Origin of the sequence: Candidatus Allofournierella merdavium (assembly GCF_944382735.1) — a bacterium.
Classification (GTDB): Bacteria; Bacillota; Clostridia; order Oscillospirales; family Ruminococcaceae; genus Allofournierella_A; species Allofournierella_A merdavium.
Genome location: NZ_CALWND010000002.1, coordinates 214,444 through 234,013, shown reverse-complemented (window position 1 = coordinate 234,013; position 19,570 = coordinate 214,444). Strand labels below are relative to the sequence as shown.

At 60.0% G+C, this 19,570-nt stretch carries 18 protein-coding genes, 1 tRNA gene and 1 other RNA gene; 13 read left to right on the top strand and 7 right to left on the bottom strand.

The genetic code is table 11. From position 1 onward, the window contains the following. Positions 1 to 183: 183 nt before the first annotated feature. Together ssrA and ACH2A7_RS02515 are read right to left on the bottom strand one after the other, a co-directional pair. Positions 184 to 532, bottom strand: a transfer-messenger RNA (tmRNA) gene (gene ssrA, locus ACH2A7_RS02520). A 259-nt stretch (positions 533 to 791) separates the two neighbouring features. Continuing rightward, positions 792 to 867 (bottom strand) — tRNA-Ala (locus ACH2A7_RS02515). Between the two features lie 384 nt (positions 868 to 1,251). Between ACH2A7_RS02515 and ACH2A7_RS02510 the strand changes: the two genes are divergently transcribed. From ACH2A7_RS02510 to ACH2A7_RS02465, 10 genes are all read left to right on the top strand, one after another. Next, positions 1,252 to 1,578 carry a hypothetical protein gene (locus ACH2A7_RS02510; RefSeq protein ID WP_394959731.1) on the top strand — a complete coding sequence of 109 codons (327 nt, stop codon included), beginning with the start codon at positions 1,252 to 1,254 and terminating at the stop codon, positions 1,576 to 1,578. A 1-nt stretch (position 1,579) separates the two neighbouring features. Then, entirely contained in the window at positions 1,580 to 2,638 is a 1,059-nt protein-coding gene (locus ACH2A7_RS02505) for a V0D/AC39 family V-type ATPase subunit (protein ID WP_394959729.1), read from the top strand. Between the two features lie 13 nt (positions 2,639 to 2,651). After that, on the top strand, positions 2,652 to 3,617 hold the full coding sequence (locus ACH2A7_RS02500; RefSeq protein WP_394959727.1) for a hypothetical protein: 966 nt from the start codon (positions 2,652 to 2,654) through the stop codon (positions 3,615 to 3,617). Between the two features lie 81 nt (positions 3,618 to 3,698). Then, complete coding sequence (locus tag ACH2A7_RS02495) at positions 3,699 to 5,651, top strand: V-type ATP synthase subunit I (protein WP_394959725.1); 1,953 nt, start codon at positions 3,699 to 3,701, stop codon at positions 5,649 to 5,651. 97 nt (positions 5,652 to 5,748) lie between these two features. Further along, entirely contained in the window at positions 5,749 to 6,204 is a 456-nt protein-coding gene (locus ACH2A7_RS02490) for an ATP synthase subunit C (RefSeq protein ID WP_394959723.1), read from the top strand. Between the two features lie 13 nt (positions 6,205 to 6,217). After that, positions 6,218 to 6,526, top strand: coding sequence for a V-type ATP synthase subunit F (locus tag ACH2A7_RS02485; protein WP_394959721.1), 309 nt, complete (start codon positions 6,218 to 6,220; stop codon positions 6,524 to 6,526). 10 nt (positions 6,527 to 6,536) lie between these two features. Then, positions 6,537 to 7,121, top strand: coding sequence for a V-type ATP synthase subunit E (locus ACH2A7_RS02480; protein ID WP_394959719.1), 585 nt, complete (start codon positions 6,537 to 6,539; stop codon positions 7,119 to 7,121). A gap of 23 nt (positions 7,122 to 7,144) precedes the next feature. Further along, a complete protein-coding gene (locus ACH2A7_RS02475) occupies positions 7,145 to 8,902 on the top strand; it encodes a V-type ATP synthase subunit A (protein ID WP_394959717.1) in 1,758 nt (585 codons plus the stop codon). Between the two features lie 27 nt (positions 8,903 to 8,929). After that, positions 8,930 to 10,345 (top strand): V-type ATP synthase subunit B, encoded by a 1,416-nt coding sequence (locus ACH2A7_RS02470; RefSeq protein WP_394959715.1) that lies wholly within the window; start codon positions 8,930 to 8,932, stop codon positions 10,343 to 10,345. 25 nt (positions 10,346 to 10,370) lie between these two features. Continuing rightward, on the top strand, positions 10,371 to 10,979 hold the full coding sequence (locus ACH2A7_RS02465) for a V-type ATP synthase subunit D (RefSeq protein ID WP_394959713.1): 609 nt from the start codon (positions 10,371 to 10,373) through the stop codon (positions 10,977 to 10,979). 123 nt (positions 10,980 to 11,102) lie between these two features. Here ACH2A7_RS02465 and ACH2A7_RS02460 read toward each other — a convergent pair whose 3' ends face one another. The 5 genes from ACH2A7_RS02460 to ACH2A7_RS02440 form a co-directional block, all read right to left on the bottom strand. Continuing rightward, positions 11,103 to 12,272 carry a DUF1266 domain-containing protein gene (locus ACH2A7_RS02460; RefSeq protein WP_394959710.1) on the bottom strand — a complete coding sequence of 390 codons (1,170 nt, stop codon included), beginning with the start codon at positions 12,270 to 12,272 and terminating at the stop codon, positions 11,103 to 11,105. 170 nt (positions 12,273 to 12,442) lie between these two features. Next, a complete protein-coding gene (locus ACH2A7_RS02455; protein ID WP_394959708.1) occupies positions 12,443 to 12,928 on the bottom strand; it encodes a hypothetical protein in 486 nt (161 codons plus the stop codon). Between the two features lie 160 nt (positions 12,929 to 13,088). Then, positions 13,089 to 13,715, bottom strand: coding sequence for a TetR/AcrR family transcriptional regulator (locus tag ACH2A7_RS02450; protein WP_394959706.1), 627 nt, complete (start codon positions 13,713 to 13,715; stop codon positions 13,089 to 13,091). A 149-nt stretch (positions 13,716 to 13,864) separates the two neighbouring features. Next, a complete protein-coding gene (locus ACH2A7_RS02445; RefSeq protein ID WP_394959704.1) occupies positions 13,865 to 14,482 on the bottom strand; it encodes a thymidine kinase in 618 nt (205 codons plus the stop codon). Positions 14,483 to 14,515: 33 nt separating this feature from the next. Continuing rightward, positions 14,516 to 15,154, bottom strand: coding sequence for a redox-sensing transcriptional repressor Rex (locus ACH2A7_RS02440; RefSeq protein WP_394959702.1), 639 nt, complete (start codon positions 15,152 to 15,154; stop codon positions 14,516 to 14,518). Positions 15,155 to 15,397: 243 nt separating this feature from the next. Between ACH2A7_RS02440 and ACH2A7_RS02435 the strand changes: the two genes are divergently transcribed. The 3 genes from ACH2A7_RS02435 to ACH2A7_RS02425 all read left to right on the top strand — a co-directional run bounded on the left by ACH2A7_RS02435 (position 15,398) and on the right by ACH2A7_RS02425 (position 19,558). Then, positions 15,398 to 16,102 carry a ClpP family protease gene (locus tag ACH2A7_RS02435; protein WP_394959700.1) on the top strand — a complete coding sequence of 235 codons (705 nt, stop codon included), beginning with the start codon at positions 15,398 to 15,400 and terminating at the stop codon, positions 16,100 to 16,102. Between the two features lie 276 nt (positions 16,103 to 16,378). Then, positions 16,379 to 16,828, top strand: a complete 450-nt coding sequence (locus tag ACH2A7_RS02430) for a GNAT family N-acetyltransferase (protein WP_394959698.1) — start codon at positions 16,379 to 16,381, stop codon at positions 16,826 to 16,828. Between the two features lie 186 nt (positions 16,829 to 17,014). Further along, positions 17,015 to 19,558 (top strand): DNA translocase FtsK, encoded by a 2,544-nt coding sequence (locus tag ACH2A7_RS02425; protein ID WP_394959696.1) that lies wholly within the window; start codon positions 17,015 to 17,017, stop codon positions 19,556 to 19,558. The last annotated feature ends 12 nt before the right edge of the window (positions 19,559 to 19,570 follow it).

Genomic DNA, 19,570 nt, shown 5'->3' with positions numbered 1-19,570 from the left:
AAGGGCGCTACATGGTTTCTGGTTTTGCCAACCTCCGAGAAGAGGGGGTTCGAATCCCACCAGTTAGGGGGAAACAGTGGTTGGCATCTATGGAATCATCATCGAATTTTCGAGCTGAAAAAGCCCGGGAACGGTTGATGCCACTGGCTTTTCGCCAGTGGCATCTATACCGTTTTGATTTTATGGTGGACCCGACGGGAATCGAACCCGTGTCCGAAAAGCGATCCGCGAGAGTATCTCCGGGTGCAGTTTGTCTACAAAATTCCCGCCGCGGCAGGCCGGCAAACAGGCCGCCGCTTTGGTAGCTTCATGAGGTCATGGCCGCCCGCAAAGCTTGAGACGGCTCACGTTCAGCGCCTAAATGATGCCCTGGCCCCACACGGCGCTTGAGTGGGCAGGACAGCTGCCTTTATCAGGCAGCGACAGCTAATTTGTTGTTGTTAGCTATTTTTTTGGAGGCGTTTATAGTGTGGCCCCCATCCACTACCCGCTGCTCACACTTCACACTCCCCGTCGAAACCTTTACGGGCCCATGTGATACACTATTATGATACCTGTTTTCCCGCGATTATGCAAGAGCCTCGGCGCAGATGTCACAAAACCTTCATCTTGTGCCGACACGCAGTTTTCAAAAAGGCGTGCGCAGCGCCGGCGGACCGCCGAAACAGCGTTGCGGAAAAGCCCTGTCCTTTACCTTCATAAGAGGACGGAATGCGACGGAAGGGGAAAAGCTTTTTCGGAAAAAATCCGAACCCGCGGCCCATTGGCACAAGGTTCGGATTTGTTTGTTGTGGTGGAGATAAGCGGGATCGAACCGCTGACCTCTTGAATGCCATTCAAGCGCTCTCCCAGCTGAGCTATACCCCCATATAACCGGAAACCCTTGATTTTACTGAGTTTCCGGGGTTTTGATTAAATTGTCATTTCCTCGCGTTGAGGGGTCGTCACATGCGGTTGCTGGCGCTCCCAGCTGAGCTATACCCCCAAATGATTCAATGTGCTACCCTGTCTCAAGGCTGCTTTGTAATTATAGCAGAAGAACTTTTTCTTGTCAAGTGGTACACAAACGAAAGAAGAAATGTGTAAGTTGACGAAAAAATGACAGATGGGTTGTTTCACTTTTCAAATGGGTATATAATGTACATGATTTGGCATCCGGACAGTAGCGTTTGGCCTTTTCGGAGCAAAACCGGACCCAAAACCGCGACGGCAGGCGTGAGCCCTGCGTTTTTTGGAAGGAGATGTTTTTACATGAATGGCACCAATGAACTGCTGCGCGCCATTTTGAAAATTGACGAGGAGGAGCGGGCACGCACCCAAGCCACCGAGGAGTATCGCCAAAAAGCACAGGCTGATAAAGCCGCACAGGCAAAACAGCTGGAGGAGCGGGCGATGGAGGATATGCGCCGCGAGGTGGACGAGTTCAGCCAGGCGGAAAAGAACCGTGCCGAACAGGAACTTGCCAATCAGGCAAAGCGCAAGCAGCAGATCCTGGATCAGCTTGACCAGCAGCTTGCAAAAAACAAAGACGCCTGGGTGCAGGCAATTCTGACCCGGGTGTTGGGCGGGGGGCAGTGACATGGGCAATACCCAGGCGTCCAACGCCATTCTGGCCAAGGCGCGGGCAATGTACGGCCGCCGGCTCACTGCGCGGAATTATCAGGAACTTCTGAACTGCCGCGACCTGCCGGATCTGATCAGCTACCTCAAAACGCGCACCGCCTACTCAGAGGCGCTGCAGGCCGCGAACCCGGCCATCACGCACCGTGCGCAGCTGGAGGCGCTGTTGCGGCTCAATCTTTTTGAGCAGTATGCGTCGTTGTGCCGCTATGAGATGAACATTGGTCACGATTTTTACCGGTATTTTATCATCCGCAGCGAGGTGCAGGCCATCAATACCCGGCTGCAGGAACTCCACGCTCCCGGCGATGACGTTTCTATCTACACCATGCCGGAGTTCATCAAAAAGCATTCCTGCCTGAACCTGAACGCCATGTCCGCCGCGAAGAACTTCAAGATGCTGGTTCTTGCCCTGGAGGGCACGCCTTACGCGAAGGTCCTCCAGCCCTTTGCGGACGACCCGGAGTTCGCACTGGAGAACAGCGGTATGCTGGAGTTGGAGGCGGCGCTGGACAGCTTTGTGAACACCCAGGTGGAGCAGATCGCCGACACCAAGCTGAAGGGCAAGAGCAAAGAAGAGATGCTGTATCTGCTGCGCCGTCAGAGCGACCTGCGGGCCATCGCGGACATCTACCGCCTGAAGAGCGTGCTGCACGCGGATCGGGCGTTCATCAAAAAGCGCGTCAGCCTGAGCGTTTCCAACATGACCCAGCGGCAGCTGGACAGTCTCATGGACGCGCAGGACGCACAGGACGTGATCCATCGGCTCGTGAACACGCCGTATGCCTCCGAGTTTTACGGCGCCAGCTTCGATTACATCGAGGAGGGCGTGCAGAAGATCGACTATCGCTGGCATCTGAAAAAGCTTCGCTTTTCCACCAACCCCAGTGTGGTTCTGTTCTGCTATATTTTCCTGGCTGAAAACGAGCTTACCAACATTGTACATATCATCGAGGGCGTGCGGTATGGCCTCGCTCCGGACGATATCGCTACCATGCTGGTAGGCGTGGGCGATTAAGGGGGGTGCCGCAATGTTTTTTGACCCCAAAATGCAGCTTGTCTGGGTGGACGGCCCGCTGGAAAAGCTGGACGGATTCATCGAAAAATGCTGTGTGGACGGCAAACGGGTCCATCCGGCCCGCGCGCTGGATCACATGAGCGCTTCATCCGGCTATGTGGCTTTGAATGAAGACAATCCCTGGGGGCAGATGGTCGAGCAGATCGAGCACCTGGCACAGGGGTTTGAGATCCCCGTTGTGGAGCCCACGCTCGCCGACGGGCGCGCGCAGGACACGAAGCTGTTCCTTGCGGACCTGAACGAACGGCTGGAAGCGCATCGAAAGGATCGGGAACTGCTGAAAAAGCAGCTGGAGATCTGTTCCAAAGGCGCCGAGTCTTTCGCGCACTTTTCCAACCTGACGATCCCGGTGGAACTGACCCAGCAATGTGAATACGTCAAGATCCGTTTCGGCCGGCTGCCCAAACGCGGCTATGCGATGCTGCAAAAGGACTTTACCTCGGATCCCTACATCCTGTTTGTTCCCTGCAGCGAGGACGACAAAGCCCTGTGGGGCGTGTACTTTGCCCCGCAGAAGGACGCAGCCCGGGTGGACGGCATCTTCTCGGAGGCCTTTTTTGAGCGGATCCGCCTTCCCGGCGCCGCGGGCACACCGGAGCAGATCGTCAAGAATCTGCAGCACAACATCGACCTGCTGAACCAGGAGATCGCCGAGGTGAACGGGCAGATGACCCGGCTGTGGAACGAGGCGAAATGGCGGGTCGCCGGCATCTATGCGTCGGTGTGCAGCCTGGCAAGGCTGTTTGAATTGCGGCGGTGCGCGGCGGTGCGCGGCGAACATTTCTTCTACTGTGTGTGGATCGCGCAGCCGGACCTCCCGTCCTTCATGGACGACTGCTCCAAGGTGGGCGGGCTCAACGTTGCGCAGGACATGACCCTGTCGATGCGCCGGTGGAAGCAGGAAAATCCCGAGCCGTGATGAAACCGCCGACGGGCGTCTTCACGGCGCCGGTCAATTCGATCGAAGGTTGGAACGACCCGAAAGGAAGATGAGGATACATTGGCCATTGAAAAAATGAAACTGGTGCGGGTGGACGGCCTGCTCAAAAATCTGGACAACGTGATTTACAACTGTTGTCTGGATGGCAACTTCCACCCCGAACCGGCCATTCAGCATATGTCCGGTTCACTGGGGTACATCACCCTCAGCGAGGACAACCCCTACACTGCCCGGGTGCAGAAGATGGAGGAGTTGTATCAGCTGGTGGGGGAGAGCGCCCCGACGCTTCGCGAGCAGTCTGCCGGGGACATTCAGCCGCAAGCGGAAGAGAAGATCCACGACCTTGCTGCGCGCCTCGCCCAGATGCAGAGCGACAAGGCCGAATTGGAGAAAAAGAAGAGCGAACTGGAGGAAAAGAGAACGCAGTTCAGCCACTTCGTCGGCCTGGATATGCCCTTTGACGAGATCATCAAGGGCGAATATATCAAGGTGCGGTTCGGCTTTTTGCCCAAGGCGAGTTACGCGCGCATGATGGTGGCTTATGCGGAGAACCCCCATGTGCTGTTTGTCACCTGCAGCGAGGACAAGGGCGGCTACTGGGGCATCTACTTCACGCCGCTGCGCAACGCCGACGAGATCGACGGCATCTTTGCAACGCTCTTCTTTGAGCGCCTGCACCTGCCGGAGGCGTCCGGCACGCCGGAGTCCATCGTCAAACAGCTGGGCGAGGAGATCAAGGACTGCGAGGCAAAGATCACGCATGCGGAAAACCAGATCACCCAGTGCTGGGCTGAGCAGAAAGACACCTGCAATGAACTCTATCAGCAGCTGAAATGGCACGAAGAGGCCTTTGACCTGCGCCACTATGCCGCTTACCGTGACAACTATTTCTTCCTGGTGGGCTGGGTGCCTGCCGCCAAGGCGGACGCCTTCGCCGAGAAGGTCAAACAGATCCGCCATATGCGGGTCACGGTATCCGATCCCGACGAGGTGGACAACGCCACCCCGCCCACAAAGCTGAAGAACCCGTGGTTTGTAAAGCCCTTCGAGTTCTTTGTGGATATGTACGGCCTGCCCAGCTACGGCGAGATGGACATCACCGCCTTTGTGGCGGTCACCTTCACGGTGCTGTTCGGCATCATGTTCGGTGATATGGGCCAGGGTGCCGTGCTGGCCGTGGGCGGCTTTGTGCTGTGGAAGTGGAAGAAGATGGCGCTGGCCCGCCTGATCATTCCCTGCGGCATCTCCAGCATGGTGTTCGGCTTCCTGTTCGGCTCGGTGTTCGGCTTTGAGGAGGCGCTGGAACCTGTTTACGAGGCGTTGGGTATGTCCGGCAAGCCCATCAGCAACTGGCCTGGCACCCCCACGTCGGTGCTGGACACCGCGGCCATCAATCCCATCCTGATCTGCGCCATCTTCATCGGCGTGGCGCTGGTGCTGGCCGCCATGGTGCTGCACATGATCGCAGCCATCCGCAAGGGCCACTGGGGCGACGCGATCTTCTCCAACAACGGCCTGGTGGGTGTGCTGACCTACTGCGGCGGCGTCTCCTTTGTGAGCGACTTTATGAGCGGCCCCCATTTCCTGCCCAGCACGGTCGCCTTTGCGCTGATCGGCGGTGGCCTGGTTCTGCTGTTCTTCCAGGAGATCCTGATCGGCCTGGTGGACCATCACCCCAACTGGAAGCCTGAGAGCTGGTCGGACTACTGCATGCAGAACATCTTCGAGTTGCTGGAATATGTGCTGAGTTACTTCAGCAACACCGTTTCTTTCCTGCGTGTGGGCGCCTTCGTCTTCGTCCACGCCGCCATGATGATGGCCATTTTCAGCCTGGCCGGCGATCCGGTGAACCCCATCGTGGTGATCCTGGGCAACGCGCTTATCATTGCGCTGGAGGGCCTGCTCTCCGGCATCCAGGGCCTGCGTCTGGAATTCTACGAGATGTTCAGCCGCTGCTATGAGGGCGGCGGCCATCCCTTCAAGGGCGTGAGCCTCACCGACCCGAAGAACTGAGATCTGTTTTCCCGCCTGAGCAGAGAACCGGTGCCCAGCGGCGCGTTTCCCTGTTTCGATACAAAAAAGACATTAAATTGATTTGGAGGATTTAACCATGAATACCTTTCTGACCATCTGCCTGATCGTTCTGCCCCTGAGCCTGCTGATGGGCTTTGCCGCCTATCTGGCCCGCCAGTCCGCCAAGGGGATGCCCGTCAAGCGCACCCTGACCCTGAACATCACTGCCTTTGTCGTGGTGCTGCTGCTGGCCGCCTGCTTTGCCTTTGCCGTCAGCGCTGAGGGCGAGGCCACCACTGCCGTTATGACCGCCGCTGAGAAGGCTGCCAGCAACGAGAGCATGGGCCTGGGCCTGATCGCTGCCGCTCTGGTCACCGGTCTGGCCGGCATCGGCGGCGGTATGGCTGTGGCCGCCGGCGCCCCCGCCGCCATCGCCGCCGCCAGCGAGGATCCCAAGAGCTTCGGTAAGAGCCTGATCTTCGTGGCTCTGGGCGAGTCCATCGCGCTGTACGGCGTCGTTATCTCCATCCTGATCCTGAACAAACTGGTATAAAGGGGGCGCAGCAATGCGTTTCTTTCTGATCAGCGACAACACCGACACCCAGACCGGCATGCGGCTGGCGGGCATTGAGGGCGTGGTGGCGCACACCGCCGAGGAAGTGACCAACGCCTTCGAACTCGCTTTGTCGCAGCCGGACATCGGGATGATCCTGGTGACCGAAAAGATCGCCGACGATTTCACCGAGATCGTCAACGACGCGAAAAAAGACCAGGAGGGTCCGCTGGTGCTGGCCATCCCCGACCGGCACGGTTCGGTCCTTGGCCGGGACCGCATCACCCGCTATGTACGCGAAGCCATCGGCGTTAAGATTTGAGGTGCAGCAAATGATTGAAGAAAACGAGCGCGCGGCAAAATTCATGCAGGCCATTCAGCGGGACGGCGAGAAACGCCGCGCCGCCATCATCCAGGCCATCGACGAGGAGATCGCCGCCGAACTGGAGAAAGTGAAAACCGACGCCGCAGCCAAGGCGAAGCAGATGGGGGACTATGAGAAGGTCCGCCTGCAGGAAGACACCAACCGCAAACTGTCCCACAGCGTGCTGGAGACCGGCGCCGAACTGGCCACCCGCCGCAACGAGATCGAGCAGCAGGTGTTTGACGCCTGTGAGGAGCGCCTTGCGCAGTTTACCGCAAAGCCGGAATACACTGACTACCTGCGCACGAGCGCGGAAGCGCTGCTGCAGCTGCTCCATGCAGACAAAGCGGAGTTTTTTGCCCGCACGCAGGATGTGGAAGTGGCAAAGAAGGCCGTTCCCGCCGGCTGTGCGGTGAGTGCCGACCCCACCATCCGCCTGGGCGGCCTGCGCGCCAAGAGCGGCGCGGTGGAGGCGGACGACACGCTGGATATGAAGCTGGATGCCCAGAAAGACTGGTTCCTGCAGAATTCCGGCATGTCCATCGCCCTTTAATTTGAAAACCGAGGTGAACCGAATTGGCTCAGAATCTCATCTACAGCATCAACGGCCCGGTGGTCACCATCAAAGGCAAGACCGACCTTTCCATGATGGAAATGGTCCACGTCGGCAATGACCATCTGGTGGGCGAGGTCATCCGCATGGATGAGGAACTCACCACCATCCAGGTCTACGAGGAGACCAGCGGCCTTGCCCCCGGCGAGCCGGTGACCACCACCGGCGGCCCTCTGTGCGTGACCCTTGGACCGGGCATCCTTCGCAATATCTACGACGGTATCCAGCGGCCGCTGCCCGCGCTGGAGAAGGCCAGCGGGCCTTTCATCGCCCGCGGCAGCAACATCCCCAGCCTGGACCCGGACGCCAAGTGGGATGTGACCGTGACCGTGAAGGTGGGCGACAAACTCACCCCCGGCCAGATCTACGCCACCTGCCCCGAGACTCCGGTCATCCTGCACAAGTGCATGGCCGCGCCCGGCGTGGAAGGCACCGTGACCTGGGTGGCGGAGAACGGCAGCTACACCGTGAACGACACCGTGGTGCGCATCACCGACAAATCCGGCAAGGAGCGGGAACTCACCCTGTGCCAGAAGTGGCCCATCCGGCGTCCCCGCCCGGTGCAGGCCCGTATGCCTGCCCAGCGCCCGCTGATCACCGGCATGCGCGTGGTGGACACCATGTTCCCCATTGCCAAGGGCGGCGCGGCCGCCATCCCCGGTGGTTTCGGTACCGGTAAGACCATGACCCAGCACCAGCTGGCCAAATGGTGCGACGCCGACATCATCATCTATGTGGGCTGCGGCGAGCGCGGCAACGAGATGACCCAGGCGCTGACCGAGTTCGGCGAACTGACCGACCCCAAGACCGGCCGGCCCCTGACCGACCGCACGGTGCTGATCGCCAACACCTCCAACATGCCGGTGGCCGCCCGTGAGGCGTCCATCTACACCGGCATCACCCTGGCGGAGTACTACCGCGATATGGGTTACCACACCGCCATGATGGCCGACTCCACCAGCCGCTGGGCCGAGGCCCTGCGTGAGATCAGCGGCCGTCTGGAAGAGATGCCCGCCGACGAGGGCTATCCCGCCTATCTGCCCAGCCGTCTGGCCGAGTTCTACGAGCGCGCCGGCTATGTGCGCGCGCTGAACGGGGAAGAGGGCTCGGTCACTGTTATCGGCGCTGTCAGCCCTCCGGGCGCCGACTTCTCCGAGCCGGTCACCCAGAACACCAAGCGCTTCACCCGCTGCTTCTGGGCGCTGGACAAGGCGCTGGCCTATGCCCGCCACTACCCGGCGATCAACTGGAACACCAGCTATACCGAGTACCTCACCGATCTGGCTCCCTGGTACTACGACAACGTGGGCCCGGATTTCCTGTCCTGCCGCGAGCAGATCGCAAGCCTGCTGCTGCAGGAGACCAGCCTGATGGAGATCGTCAAGCTGATCGGCTCCGACGTGCTGCCCGACGACCAGAAACTGGTCATCGAGATCGCCCGCGTCATCCGTGTGGGCTTTTTGCAGCAGAACTTCTTCCATGACCAGGATACTTACGTCAGCATGGAGAAACAGCTGAAGATGATGCAGGTCATCCTGCACCTGTACGAGAAGAGCCAGGCGCTGGTGGCACGGCAGATCCCCATCAGCAAGCTGCTGCGTCTGGGCCTGTTCGACAAGCTGGTCAAGATGAAGTACGATATCCCCAATGACAAATTGGAAATGTTCGACGAGTACACCGCCGAGATCGACCAGAAGATCGGCGAGCTGCTGCGCGCTTAACAAGGGAAAGGAGCTAAAGAGAGACATATGATCCTTGAACATGTTGGTTTAAGCCAGATCAACGGCTCGCTGGTTGTCCTGGACGGCGTGCAGGACGCCGCCTACGATGAGATGGTGGTCATGAAACTCACCGACGGCACCCAGCGCGTGGGCCGTATCGTGATGATCGAAGGCGAGAAGTGCGTCATTCAGGTGTTTGAAGGCACCACCGGCTTCTCGCTGGAGAACACCCGCACCACCCTGTCCGGCCATCCCATGATGGTGGACCTGAGCCCTGAGATCCTTGGCCGCACGCTGGACGGCCTGGGCCGCCCCATCGACGGCCTGGGGGAAATCTACCCCGAGTTCCGGCGGGACGTGAACGGCTCGCCCATCAACCCGGTGAGCCGCGTGTACCCCCGCAACTACATCCGCACCGGCATCTCCTCCATCGACGCGCTGGCCACCCTGATCCGCGGCCAGAAGCTGCCCATCTTCTCCGGTTCCGGTATGAAGCACAACGAGCTGGCGGTGCAGATCGTGAAGCAGGCGGACGTTTCCGACGGCGAGGACTTCGCCATCGTGTTCGCCGCCATGGGCGTGAAGAACGACGTGGCCGACTACTTCAAAAAGAGTTTTGAGGCCGCCAACGTTATGGACCGGGTGGTCATGCTGCTGAACCTGGCCAACGACCCCATCGTGGAGCGTATCATCACCCCCCGCGCGGCGCTGACCATCGCCGAGTACCTGGCCTTCGACCTGGGCAAGAACATCCTGGTCATCCTCACCGATATGACCAGCTACTGCGAAGCCCTGCGCGAGTTCTCCTCCTCCAAGGGCGAGATCCCCGGCCGTAAGGGCTACCCCGGCTACCTCTATTCCGACCTGGCGTCGCTGTACGAGCGCGCCGGCATCATCGAGGGCCGCAAGGGCAGCGTGACCCAGATCCCCATCCTCACCATGCCCGGCGACGACATCACCCACCCCATCCCCGACCTGACCGGTTACATCACCGAGGGCCAGATCGTGCTGGACCGCGGCATGGACGCCACCGGCGTCTATCCGCCGGTGAGCGTGCTGCCCAGCCTGTCCCGTCTGATGAAGGACGGCATCGGCGCCGGTTACACCCGTGAGGACCACAACCCGCTGGCCAACCAGTTGTTCGCCACCTATGCCCGCGTGCAGGACGCCAAGGCCCTGGCCAGCGTCATCGGCGAGGAGGAACTCTCCGCCAGCGACAAGCGGGTCATGGAGTTTGGCCGTGCCTTCGAGCAGAAGTTCGTGGGGCAGGGCAACACCAACCGCACCATCGAGGAGACGCTGGACCTCGGGTGGGAGCTTCTGTCCATGCTGCCCCGCGAGGAACTGGATCGTGTGGACCAGGTCATGCTGGACCACTACTACAAACCCAAGACGAACGCGGCCCATCGGGATCTCAGCACGGTCCTCAAGAGCAGCAAGTGATTTTTAACAGAGAGGAGGCTGCCGTATGGCACAGGTTTTCCCGACCAAATCGAACCTGATGGCGCAAAAGCGCAGCCTTGCGCTTGCCAGCCAGGGCTATGACCTGATGGACCGCAAACGCAACATCCTTGTGCGGGAAATGATGCAGCTGATCGACCGGGCGGCCGCCATCCAGGACGAGATCGCCACCGCCTACTCGGCGGCGTACAAGGCCTTACAGCGTGCCAACATTACCTTGGGCGTGGTGGGCGAGTTCGCCAAGACCGTGCCGGTGGAGACCGGCCTCAAGCTGGACTACCGCAGCGTCATGGGCGTGGAACTGCCCATCGTGAAGCTGGAGGACAGCACGCCGGGCCTGTACTACGGGCTGGATTCCACCAACAGCCAGTTGGACGATGTATACCTGAAATTCTGTGAGGTCAAGCGCCTCACGGTGGAGCTGGCGGAGGTGGAGAGCAGCGTCTATCGCCTTGCTGTGGCCATTCAGAAGACCCAGAAGCGCGCCAATGCGCTGAATAACATCATGATCCCTCAGTTTACCGCCACCATCAAGTATATCACCGAGGTGCTGGAGGAAAAGGAACGGGAGGACTTCTCCCGGCTGAAGGTCATCAAAAAGCAGCGGGACGGCTGATTGACGTCCGTACAATAGCGTAAAGCAAATCCCCCTTGCGGCGGGTCCGCAAAGGGGATTTGCGTATTTCAGGCAGGCCGCGCGGGGGGGGCGATGCAGATATGGCGGCGTCTGCGCAGGATATCACGGCGCAAACCCGATTTTTTTGCGTGCCGGCCAGGGAAAATCCCTCCACTGTCCGCCGGAACCGTCGCCTTTTCCCATCAAAAGGCAGGTGGCCGCGTCGGCAAGATAGCCCAGGTACCCTTCGGCGGGGCTGTTGCAGAGAAGTTTCCACATCAGGCCGCCAAAGAGGTAGGACTGGGCGAATTCCCGCCAGCTGCCCAAGTCTTCGGCCGCCCGTTGTGCCAGTTCCCACAGGATGCCCTGCGCCTCCTCCGGGGTGATCCAGCCCAGATAGCTGCCCCAGCGGGCCAGCATGGCGGCGCGGCCCACGTCCCAACCCGCCATGAAGGCAGGGGAGTACCGGCCTTTGTATCGCTGGGCAAAATTCCACGCCCGAATGACCCCCTCCCGGTCATCCTCATCCTCATCGCCGGTCATTAATTCCTCCGGCGACAAAGCCTCGCAATAAAAACGGTAACGCGCGGTGTAGCCGCCCTGGGTCAGGTAGCGGAGCGTTTCCAACAGTTCACCCCGCCCGTCAATGCCCCAGGAGCGGCGCACGACGGAGACCACCTGCTGTTCCAGCACGGGGATGTGCTCCTCCACATCCATCCCGTCCAAACGATGATCGTTGAGGGTGGACACGATGCCGGACAGCAGGATCCCGAACCGCCCCCAGAGTTCCGGGCTTTTCCCGTACTCCGCGGGCATTGGTTCAGGCAGCGCTTCCAGCCGTGCCATCGTCTCGTCCAGCAGCGTGAACAGCGCCTCGTCGCTCTCCTCCTCATCCTCGGCGCAAAATCCGTCGCCCTCATCCCCCATGGCCAGGGCCTCCAGCGCCGCGGCCAGCACCCCCATGTCTTCCCCGAACATCTGCTCCATCACGGCGTTGGTGCTCATGGCAGCCGCTTCGGCGACCCTGGCGTTGATCGCCTGCTGCAGTTGTTCCTGATTGGCTGCCATCTGCGCCATGGCATCGGCGTCAAATATCTGCCCCAGGATCTCCACCTGGCGCCGGGTATTGGCTGCCTGCTGAGCAGCCTCGTCATCGGCAGGACGCTGGGGCGGGATGACCGACTCCGGTCGGGAAGAAAATGCGGCCGGCGATTTTTCCTCCATCTCATGCAGGCTGTCCAGGGCGCGCGCCTGCGCGGCCTTTGCCCGGTTCATGATCTCATTGATGTCCATTGTGATTCTCCTTTTCTTTCCACAGGGGGTGCCAGGCCGACGGCGGAAGGGCAGACGCTTTGTCTGTTCCGGCAGAAATTCCACCAACTGAAACCCGGTGCCGGCCGAAGAGCATCACCGCCGTGGGCGGGGACGATCTCCCAAAACGTTTGATCCGCGGCATCACCGGTTCACTTTTTCGCAAAGCGATTCAAAAAGAAATCGGTGAAGGCCGCCAGTTCTTCCTCCTGGGAAACATATACATACAAACGTTCATCCTCCAGCCAATCGTAGGCGTTGATGGCAATGTACCCCCGCTTGTCAGGATAGATGACAAAGGCGTCGGTGGGGTACTTGTTCCGGCAGGCTTTGAGAATATCCGCACGCCGGTAGTAAACGGGATCGCCGCAGCTGGAAAGATCGGGGACGGTGGGCACCACCACAACGGTCTGCGTCTCTTCGTTCCAGCCCACGATGAGATTGCCGATCTTAGTCTTGCTGCCGTGGACAAAGCCGTAATTGAAGCGGCTCACGTCTTCGGTGTAACCAAAGATCAGCCTGTATTGGCCGCCGTTTTCCACCACATGATCGAACAGCGATCGCATTTTTCGGGCGTTTGCGGCGCTTTTTTCCATGTCGATCGTTGGCCCCTTGAACAGCTTGCTGAAAATACCCATGTCAAAAACCTCCTGAATATGTATGATATCGCCCCGCCGGGAGCAGGACGCATGAACTTTATATAAAGATAAATCTTTAAATTTATCTTTATTTTGGGTGAAAGGCCGGCCCGCCGGAAAATGCCGCTGAAACGGGGATCCGAACGGGCCGGAGCGTGGGTTATGCATTGCAGGCGTCTTCATCCCTGAGGGAGGCCAGGCAGTCCACGATGGTGCGGATCTGAGCCGCGACCGTGGCGTCGGCCGCCTCGGGAACGAAGAGGGGAAGGCTTTCGGGAATGGCGCGGCGGACGATCATCACCGTCAGGCACAGGTTGGTGAAAAGACTGATCCGGGGCGGGGAGGGCTTTACACCGAAAATATCCAGCAACTGCCCAAACAGCCGCGCCTGTTTTTCGCGAAAGACACGGTAGCTTTCGGGAGTGAGCCGCCGGAAGATCAGTTGCTGCTGTTCAATGGTCAGCACTGCGATCCCGTGCTGTTCGCCGTAGCAGCAGGAATGGAGAAACCGGGTGAGGGCGCTTCGCCAGTCCAGCGCCGGGTCGTCCATCAGTTGCCGGGCATAGCGGAGGATGCGGGGTTGCTGGAGGTAGAGCGTTTCCACGATCAGGTCTTCCTTGGTGGGAAAGAAGGTGTAAAAGAAGGAACGGGAGATGCCCACCTTTTTGTAGATCTGTTCCACCGTGGTGTGCTGGATGCCCTGTTTGGCCATCAGGGCAAGACCGGTGACGATCAGATCCTGCCGGATCTGTTGGCGCTCCGCTTGCGAGTATGAGACCTTTGGCATTCTTTCACCTCCACGCAATAAATACAGAATATATATTTTGTGTTTATTCTACCATGGCATATTCCGGAATTCAAGAGAGAAACACCGGAAAAACAAAAATCCCCCGCGGGCAGCCCGCGGGGGTAAACGTTATAAAGCAGAGCGATGGTTCAAAGGCCGACTTTCGGGTGCCGCTGGTAGAACTTTTCACGCTCGGCAAAATAGCACTGGGCGCAAAGACTCTGGTACTGCACGTTGTTTTCCTGGTCGATGGCAACCTGATCGCCCTCAAACACGAATTCTCCGTTCACCTTTCGCCCGTTGCAGGTGGCCTTGCGCCCGCAGGTGCAGATGGTCTTCATCTCCTCAATGGCATGGGCAAGTTCCAAAAGGCGGGTGGAGCCGGGGAACCCGTTCATGGAAAAGTCGGTGCGCAGGCCGTAGGCAATGACGGGAATGTTGAGCTTGACCGTGACCATGAAAAGCTGTTCGGCCTGTTGCGGGGTGAAAAACTGGCTTTCGTCGGTGAGGACACAGGCCAGGGGCTTGTCACCGCGAAAGGCCTCCTGCCTCACAAGTTCAAACACGTCCATGTCGGGGGTCACCGCCCTGTCCACCGGGCGGCTGACGCCCAGGCGGCTCAAAAGACATTCGCCGCCTTTTGTGTCGATGCTGGGTTTGAGGATGAACACCCGCATGCCCCGCTCCTCATAATTGAAAGCGACCTGCATCAGGGCGGTGCTTTTGCCGCTGTTCATCGCGCCATAGCGAAAGTATAATTTGGCCATAGGGGAGAGACGCTCACTTTCCGTTTTGGAGTTTTACTTGTTGCGCAGCCGATACCCCAGACTCATCAGGCTGTCTCCCAGATGCGCGTTTTCCACGGTAATGCCGGGATAGGCCACCGCCAGGTCATAGTGGCTGAAATTCCAGAAGCCCTTGATCCCCAGTTCCACCAGCTTGCCGGAGACTGCCTTCGCGCTTTCCCGGGGCAGACAAAGCACTGCCACGGCGGGACGGTTCGCCTTGCAGAAATCGTCCAGTTCGTCAATGTGGAGGATGGGCACACCGTCCAGATCGTGACCCACCAGTTCCTGCCGGACATCGAACACCGCCAACAGATTGTACCCGTTGGTATCGGTGGTCAAAAAACGGGAGACGGCGGTGCCCAGGCGCCCGGCGCCGAGAAGGATGGTGGGCAGCTTTTCTCCGTGGCCGAACAAAAGCTGGCCGATCTCGTTTTCCAAAACCTCCACGTTGTAGCCGATGCCCTGCTGGCCGAACCCGCCAAAACAGTTGAAATCCTGCCGCACCTGGCTGGCAGTGGTGCCCATCATGCGGGCCAGTTCACTGGAGGAAATCGTGGAGACGCCGGATCGGTGCAGCTGGGAAATATAGCGGTAATATTTCGGCAGCCGTTTGATGACCGGGAGCGACACTTTGCCCTGAGAGTGATTCATTCATTTCACCATCTTTTTATCAAATTCTTCAGCTTGCAAAAGGCAAAGCGGCAACAGGCCGCTTACCATCCCCCGGAACTTGTGGATCACAGGCGGGAGAAAGAAAATTGTCCTTGTATATAGTATAATCGTTACAGCGACTTTGTCAAACGATGTACAAAGAATTGCCCCTTTGTCTGTATAATCTGTGTGCCGGACGGGGAACAATGTGTGTGAAAATCAAAAGAGGGGAAGTAGGTCCGGATGGAAGAAAACGAGCAAAAACAGCAGCCCACCGACGCGCAGGTGGAGCAGGAAAAGCTGGAACATGAATACATGATGGACACCGGCTCGGTGATCCGCACAAAGGGCCGCCATGCCATCCACTGCCTCACGGTGGTGGGCCTGATCGAGGGCCACGTCAGTGCGGATCAGAGCCAGAAGGTCACAAAATACGAGCATGTCATCCCGCAGCTGGTGGCCATTGAGGAAGACCCGGACATTGACGCCCTGCTGGTGATCCTGAACACGGTGGGGGGCGATGTGGAGGCCGGCCTGGCCCTGGCCGAACTCATCAGCGGCGTGAGCAAACCCAGCGCCACGCTGGTGCTGGGCGGCGGGCATTCCATCGGCATCCCGCTGGCGGTGAGCGGCCGGCGCAGCTTCATCGTGCCCACCGCCACCATGACCATCCACCCGGTGCGGCACTCCGGGCTGGTGCTGGGCGTGCCCCAGACCATGCGCTATTTTGAGCAGATGCAGGAGCGCATCGCCGGTTTTGTGGAGGGCCATTCCAAAATCAGCAAAGAGCGCTTTGTGGAACTGATGATGCACACCGGCGAACTGGTGATGGACGTGGGCACGGTGCTCACCGGGCAGCAGGCGGTGCACGAGGGCCTGATCGACCAACTGGGCAGCCTGGGCGACGCGCTGAATTATCTGTATGGTGAGATCGAGCGCCGGGGCTGACCGCCCCGGCGTTTCCTTTGGTTGACACCGTCGGCGGCTGGTGTTATAATTTGTTAAACTCTGATGGAAAGCGAGGTGCCTGATCATGGAAAACAGCGGAATCAATCCAGCATCTGAATATCTTTCGGGCCCTCGGCTGCAGGTATGATCGATTCATAAATTTTGCCGCGGCGTATCAGCCGCGGCTTTTTCTTTTTGAGCCGATGGTTTTCCCTTCATGGAGATTCAGACACAATCAACCGGCGAAGAAAGTAAAAACGATTTATGGAGGAACATATGATCCATCTCAGAAAAATCACAGAGGAAAACTTTTTGGAGGCCTTTGGCCTGAAGCTTGCGCCTGAACAGGAACGCTTTGTTTCGCACCCGACCCGCAGTCTGGCACAGGCGTATGTGTACAGGGACCAATGCCAGCCGTTCGGCATCTGCCGGGGGGACACAATGGTCGGGTATGTCATGGTGATCTATGACGATGGTATTCCCGAATACAACATATGGCACATGATGATCGATGCATCGAAGCAAAGGCGGGGGTATGGAAAGGCGGCACTGGACCGGGTGCTGGAGTACATCAAAACAAAACCGTTCGGCCCCGCCGACCGGGTGGTCCTGACCTGTAACCGGGACAACGTCGGGGCGCTGCATCTGTACAAAAGCAGAGGCTTTGCCGAGACCGGAACCGTGTGTGAGGATGAGATCGAACTGTCCCGCACAATCCAGGGATAAACAGGCTCCGGCCGCTGCAGAGCCGCACTGCTTTTTCCAGTGTCGGGCACCCGTGTTCGGCAAATTTGGGTTTTACAATTCGTCTTGCAGATGGTAAAATAATTAAGTTAAGCATTCCGCGCCTTGGGGCAGAAAGCCGCCGGGGCGCATCCGATACAACGCAGGGCAAAGAGGAAATAAAGCGCTATGGCAACGAGAAAAACGACGACAAAAAAGACGAATACCGGCGCGCGGCGCCGCCGGTCCAAACCGGACATCGCCCAGAGCTGGAGCATCCTGCTCTTTGGCCTGGGGGCTGTGTTGGTGGCAATGATCTTTGTGGAGGGCCAATCCGTGTGGGCCTGGCTGCGCGCGGCGATGTTCGGCGTGTTCGGCCTGGGGATGTATGTGCTGGGCCTGCTGGTGCTGTATGTGGCGGTGCTGGTGGCGCTGGGTCTGCCCATCTGGTCCAAGTGTGCCAAAGCGCTGCTTCTCATGATGTTTTTGTGCGGCACCGCGGTGGTGTTCTCCCGCGTGAACCTCACGGACATGAATTTCGTGCAGGTGGTCAAGGCCCTCTACCAGCAGGGGCAGGGAGCGCTGGGCGGCGGTGTGCTGGGCGGCGTGGTGGGCGGCAGCCTGCTGGTGCTGTGCGGCCGGCCGGCGGCCAATATCCTGCTGCTGGTGCTGCTGGTCGCCGGCGCCATGTGGTTTGCCGGTGTCACCCCCGGCGATGTGTGGAACTTCGTCGCGGGGCGGTACGCTCTCTGGCAGGACGAACGCGCCGAGCGTGAGGCGCGCCGGGAGGAGGAGCAGGAAGAGAAACCCGCGCCCCAGCCCCGCAAGAAGGAACGCACGGCTCCCGCCTCTGCGCCCGGCGCACGCCGCCGGCCGGCACAGGTGGACATCGACCTCGGCCCGGACCCGGTACAGGAGACCGACCTCGCCCCCGAACCGGAAGAGCCGCTGGTGGGTCCCGGCGGAACCTTTGGGATGTTCCCGCCGCAGGATGCTGCGCCGTCCGCCCCGCCGGCCCCGGAAACTTCGGAGTTCGAGACCCCGATCCTGCTGGAAGGGGAGGAGCCGCCGGCGGAAGCGCAGGCGCTGGAACTGCCGGGTCAGGACCAGCCCGAGACGGTGGGCGGCAGCGACCTGGACGATCTGGTGCAGCGGGCCATGGGCGCGGCGTCCGCCGCGCAGCTGACCCCCGCCGCCGTGGTGCCGGGCAAGAACGATCAGATGACCATCGCACCGGCTTCTGCCGCCGAACAGGTCTATCACTATCCGCCGTTGAGCCTGTTTGAGCGCACGGGCACGGCGGATGACCCGGGCATGGAGGAGGAACTGAAGAAAAACGCCGAGTTGCTGGTGAGCACGCTGGAGAGTTTCGGCGTGCGCACCCGCGTGCTGGACATCTGCCGCGGGCCGTCTGTCACCCGCTATGAATTGCAGCCGCTGGCGGGTGTAAAGATCAGCCGCATTACAGGCCTTGCGGACGATATTGCGCTGAGCCTCGCCGCCGGGGGCGTGCGCATCGAGGCGCCCATCCCCGGCAAGCCCGCCGTGGGCGTGGAGGTGCCCAACCGCAAGAAGAGCCCGGTGGGCATCCGCAGCATCTTCGAGTCGCCAGTCTACTCCAAGAGCGCTTCGCCCCTGACGCTGGCCCTGGGCAAGGACATCGCCGGCAACGCCCAGATCGCAGACCTGTGCAAGATGCCCCACCTGCTGATCGCCGGCTCCACCGGCAGCGGCAAGTCGGTGTGTGTCAACAGCATCATCATCAGCTTCTTGTACAAATCCAGCCCCGAGGACGTGCGCCTCATCCTCATTGACCCCAAGGTGGTGGAACTGGCGGAGTACAACGGCATTCCTCACCTGTTGATGCCGGTGGTCACCGAGCCCCGCAAGGCGGCGGGCGCGCTGGGCAGCGCGGTGGCCGAGATGGAGCGGCGCTATCATCTGTTCGCCGAGAACAACGTGCGGGACATCAAGAGTTTCAACCGCCTCGCCGCCGAGAGCGACGGCCTGGAGAAGCTGCCCTACATCGCCATCATCATCGACGAGTTGGCCGACCTGATGATGGTGGCCGGCAAAGAGGTGGAGGACTACATCTGCCGCATCGCCCAGAAGGCCCGCGCGGCGGGGATGCACCTGATCGTGGCCACCCAGCGCCCCAGCGTGGATGTCATCACCGGTCTCATCAAGGCGAACATCCCCAGCCGCATCGCCTTCGCCGTGTCCAGCCAGGTGGACAGCCGCACCATCCTGGACGCCGGCGGCGCGGAAAAGCTGCTGGGCATGGGCGATATGCTGTTCATGCCGGTGGGCGCGGCAAAGCCCGTGCGCATCCAGGGCACCTATGTAAAGGATGAGGAGATCAGCGCCGTGCTGGACTTCATCAAACAGGGCAGCACCAGCCAGTACGACGAGGAGATGATCGCCCAGATGGACAAGCTGGCCGTGGCGGACAAGGGTTCCGGCGGCGGCGAGGAGGGCGACGGCGGCCACGACCCCATGCTGGATCAGGCGGTGGAGGTGGTCATCGACGCGGGGCAGGCCAGCACCAGCCTGTTGCAGCGCCGCTGCAAGCTGGGGTATGCCCGCGCCGCCCGCATCATGGACGAGATGGAGCAGCTGGGGGTCATCGGCCCCTACCAGGGCGCCAAGCCCCGTGAGGTGCTCATCACCCGCCAGCAGTGGATCGAGCGCAGTATGCGCGCGGACGCCGGCCCGGTGCCCGACGAGATTTGATAAAAGGGAAAG

Bases quoted from the DNA above. Each gene is read 5' to 3' on its own strand.
- ACH2A7_RS02510 (WP_394959731.1), top strand. From the start codon at position 1,252: ATGAATGGCACCAATGAACTGCTGCGCGCCATTTTGAAAATTGACGAG.
- ACH2A7_RS02505 (WP_394959729.1), top strand. From the start codon at position 1,580: ATGGGCAATACCCAGGCGTCCAACGCCATTCTGGCCAAGGCGCGGGCA.
- ACH2A7_RS02500 (WP_394959727.1), top strand. From the start codon at position 2,652: ATGTTTTTTGACCCCAAAATGCAGCTTGTCTGGGTGGACGGCCCGCTG.
- ACH2A7_RS02490 (WP_394959723.1), top strand. From the start codon at position 5,749: ATGAATACCTTTCTGACCATCTGCCTGATCGTTCTGCCCCTGAGCCTG.
- ACH2A7_RS02485 (WP_394959721.1), top strand. From the start codon at position 6,218: ATGCGTTTCTTTCTGATCAGCGACAACACCGACACCCAGACCGGCATG.
- ACH2A7_RS02480 (WP_394959719.1), top strand. From the start codon at position 6,537: ATGATTGAAGAAAACGAGCGCGCGGCAAAATTCATGCAGGCCATTCAG.
- ACH2A7_RS02470 (WP_394959715.1), top strand. From the start codon at position 8,930: ATGATCCTTGAACATGTTGGTTTAAGCCAGATCAACGGCTCGCTGGTT.
- ACH2A7_RS02465 (WP_394959713.1), top strand. From the start codon at position 10,371: ATGGCACAGGTTTTCCCGACCAAATCGAACCTGATGGCGCAAAAGCGC.
- ACH2A7_RS02460 (WP_394959710.1), bottom strand. From the start codon at position 12,272: ATGGACATCAATGAGATCATGAACCGGGCAAAGGCCGCGCAGGCGCGC.
- ACH2A7_RS02455 (WP_394959708.1), bottom strand. From the start codon at position 12,928: ATGGGTATTTTCAGCAAGCTGTTCAAGGGGCCAACGATCGACATGGAA.
- ACH2A7_RS02450 (WP_394959706.1), bottom strand. From the start codon at position 13,715: ATGCCAAAGGTCTCATACTCGCAAGCGGAGCGCCAACAGATCCGGCAG.
- ACH2A7_RS02445 (WP_394959704.1), bottom strand. From the start codon at position 14,482: ATGGCCAAATTATACTTTCGCTATGGCGCGATGAACAGCGGCAAAAGC.
- ACH2A7_RS02440 (WP_394959702.1), bottom strand. From the start codon at position 15,154: ATGAATCACTCTCAGGGCAAAGTGTCGCTCCCGGTCATCAAACGGCTG.
- ACH2A7_RS02435 (WP_394959700.1), top strand. From the start codon at position 15,398: ATGGAAGAAAACGAGCAAAAACAGCAGCCCACCGACGCGCAGGTGGAG.
- ACH2A7_RS02430 (WP_394959698.1), top strand. From the start codon at position 16,379: ATGATCCATCTCAGAAAAATCACAGAGGAAAACTTTTTGGAGGCCTTT.
- ACH2A7_RS02425 (WP_394959696.1), top strand. From the start codon at position 17,015: ATGGCAACGAGAAAAACGACGACAAAAAAGACGAATACCGGCGCGCGG.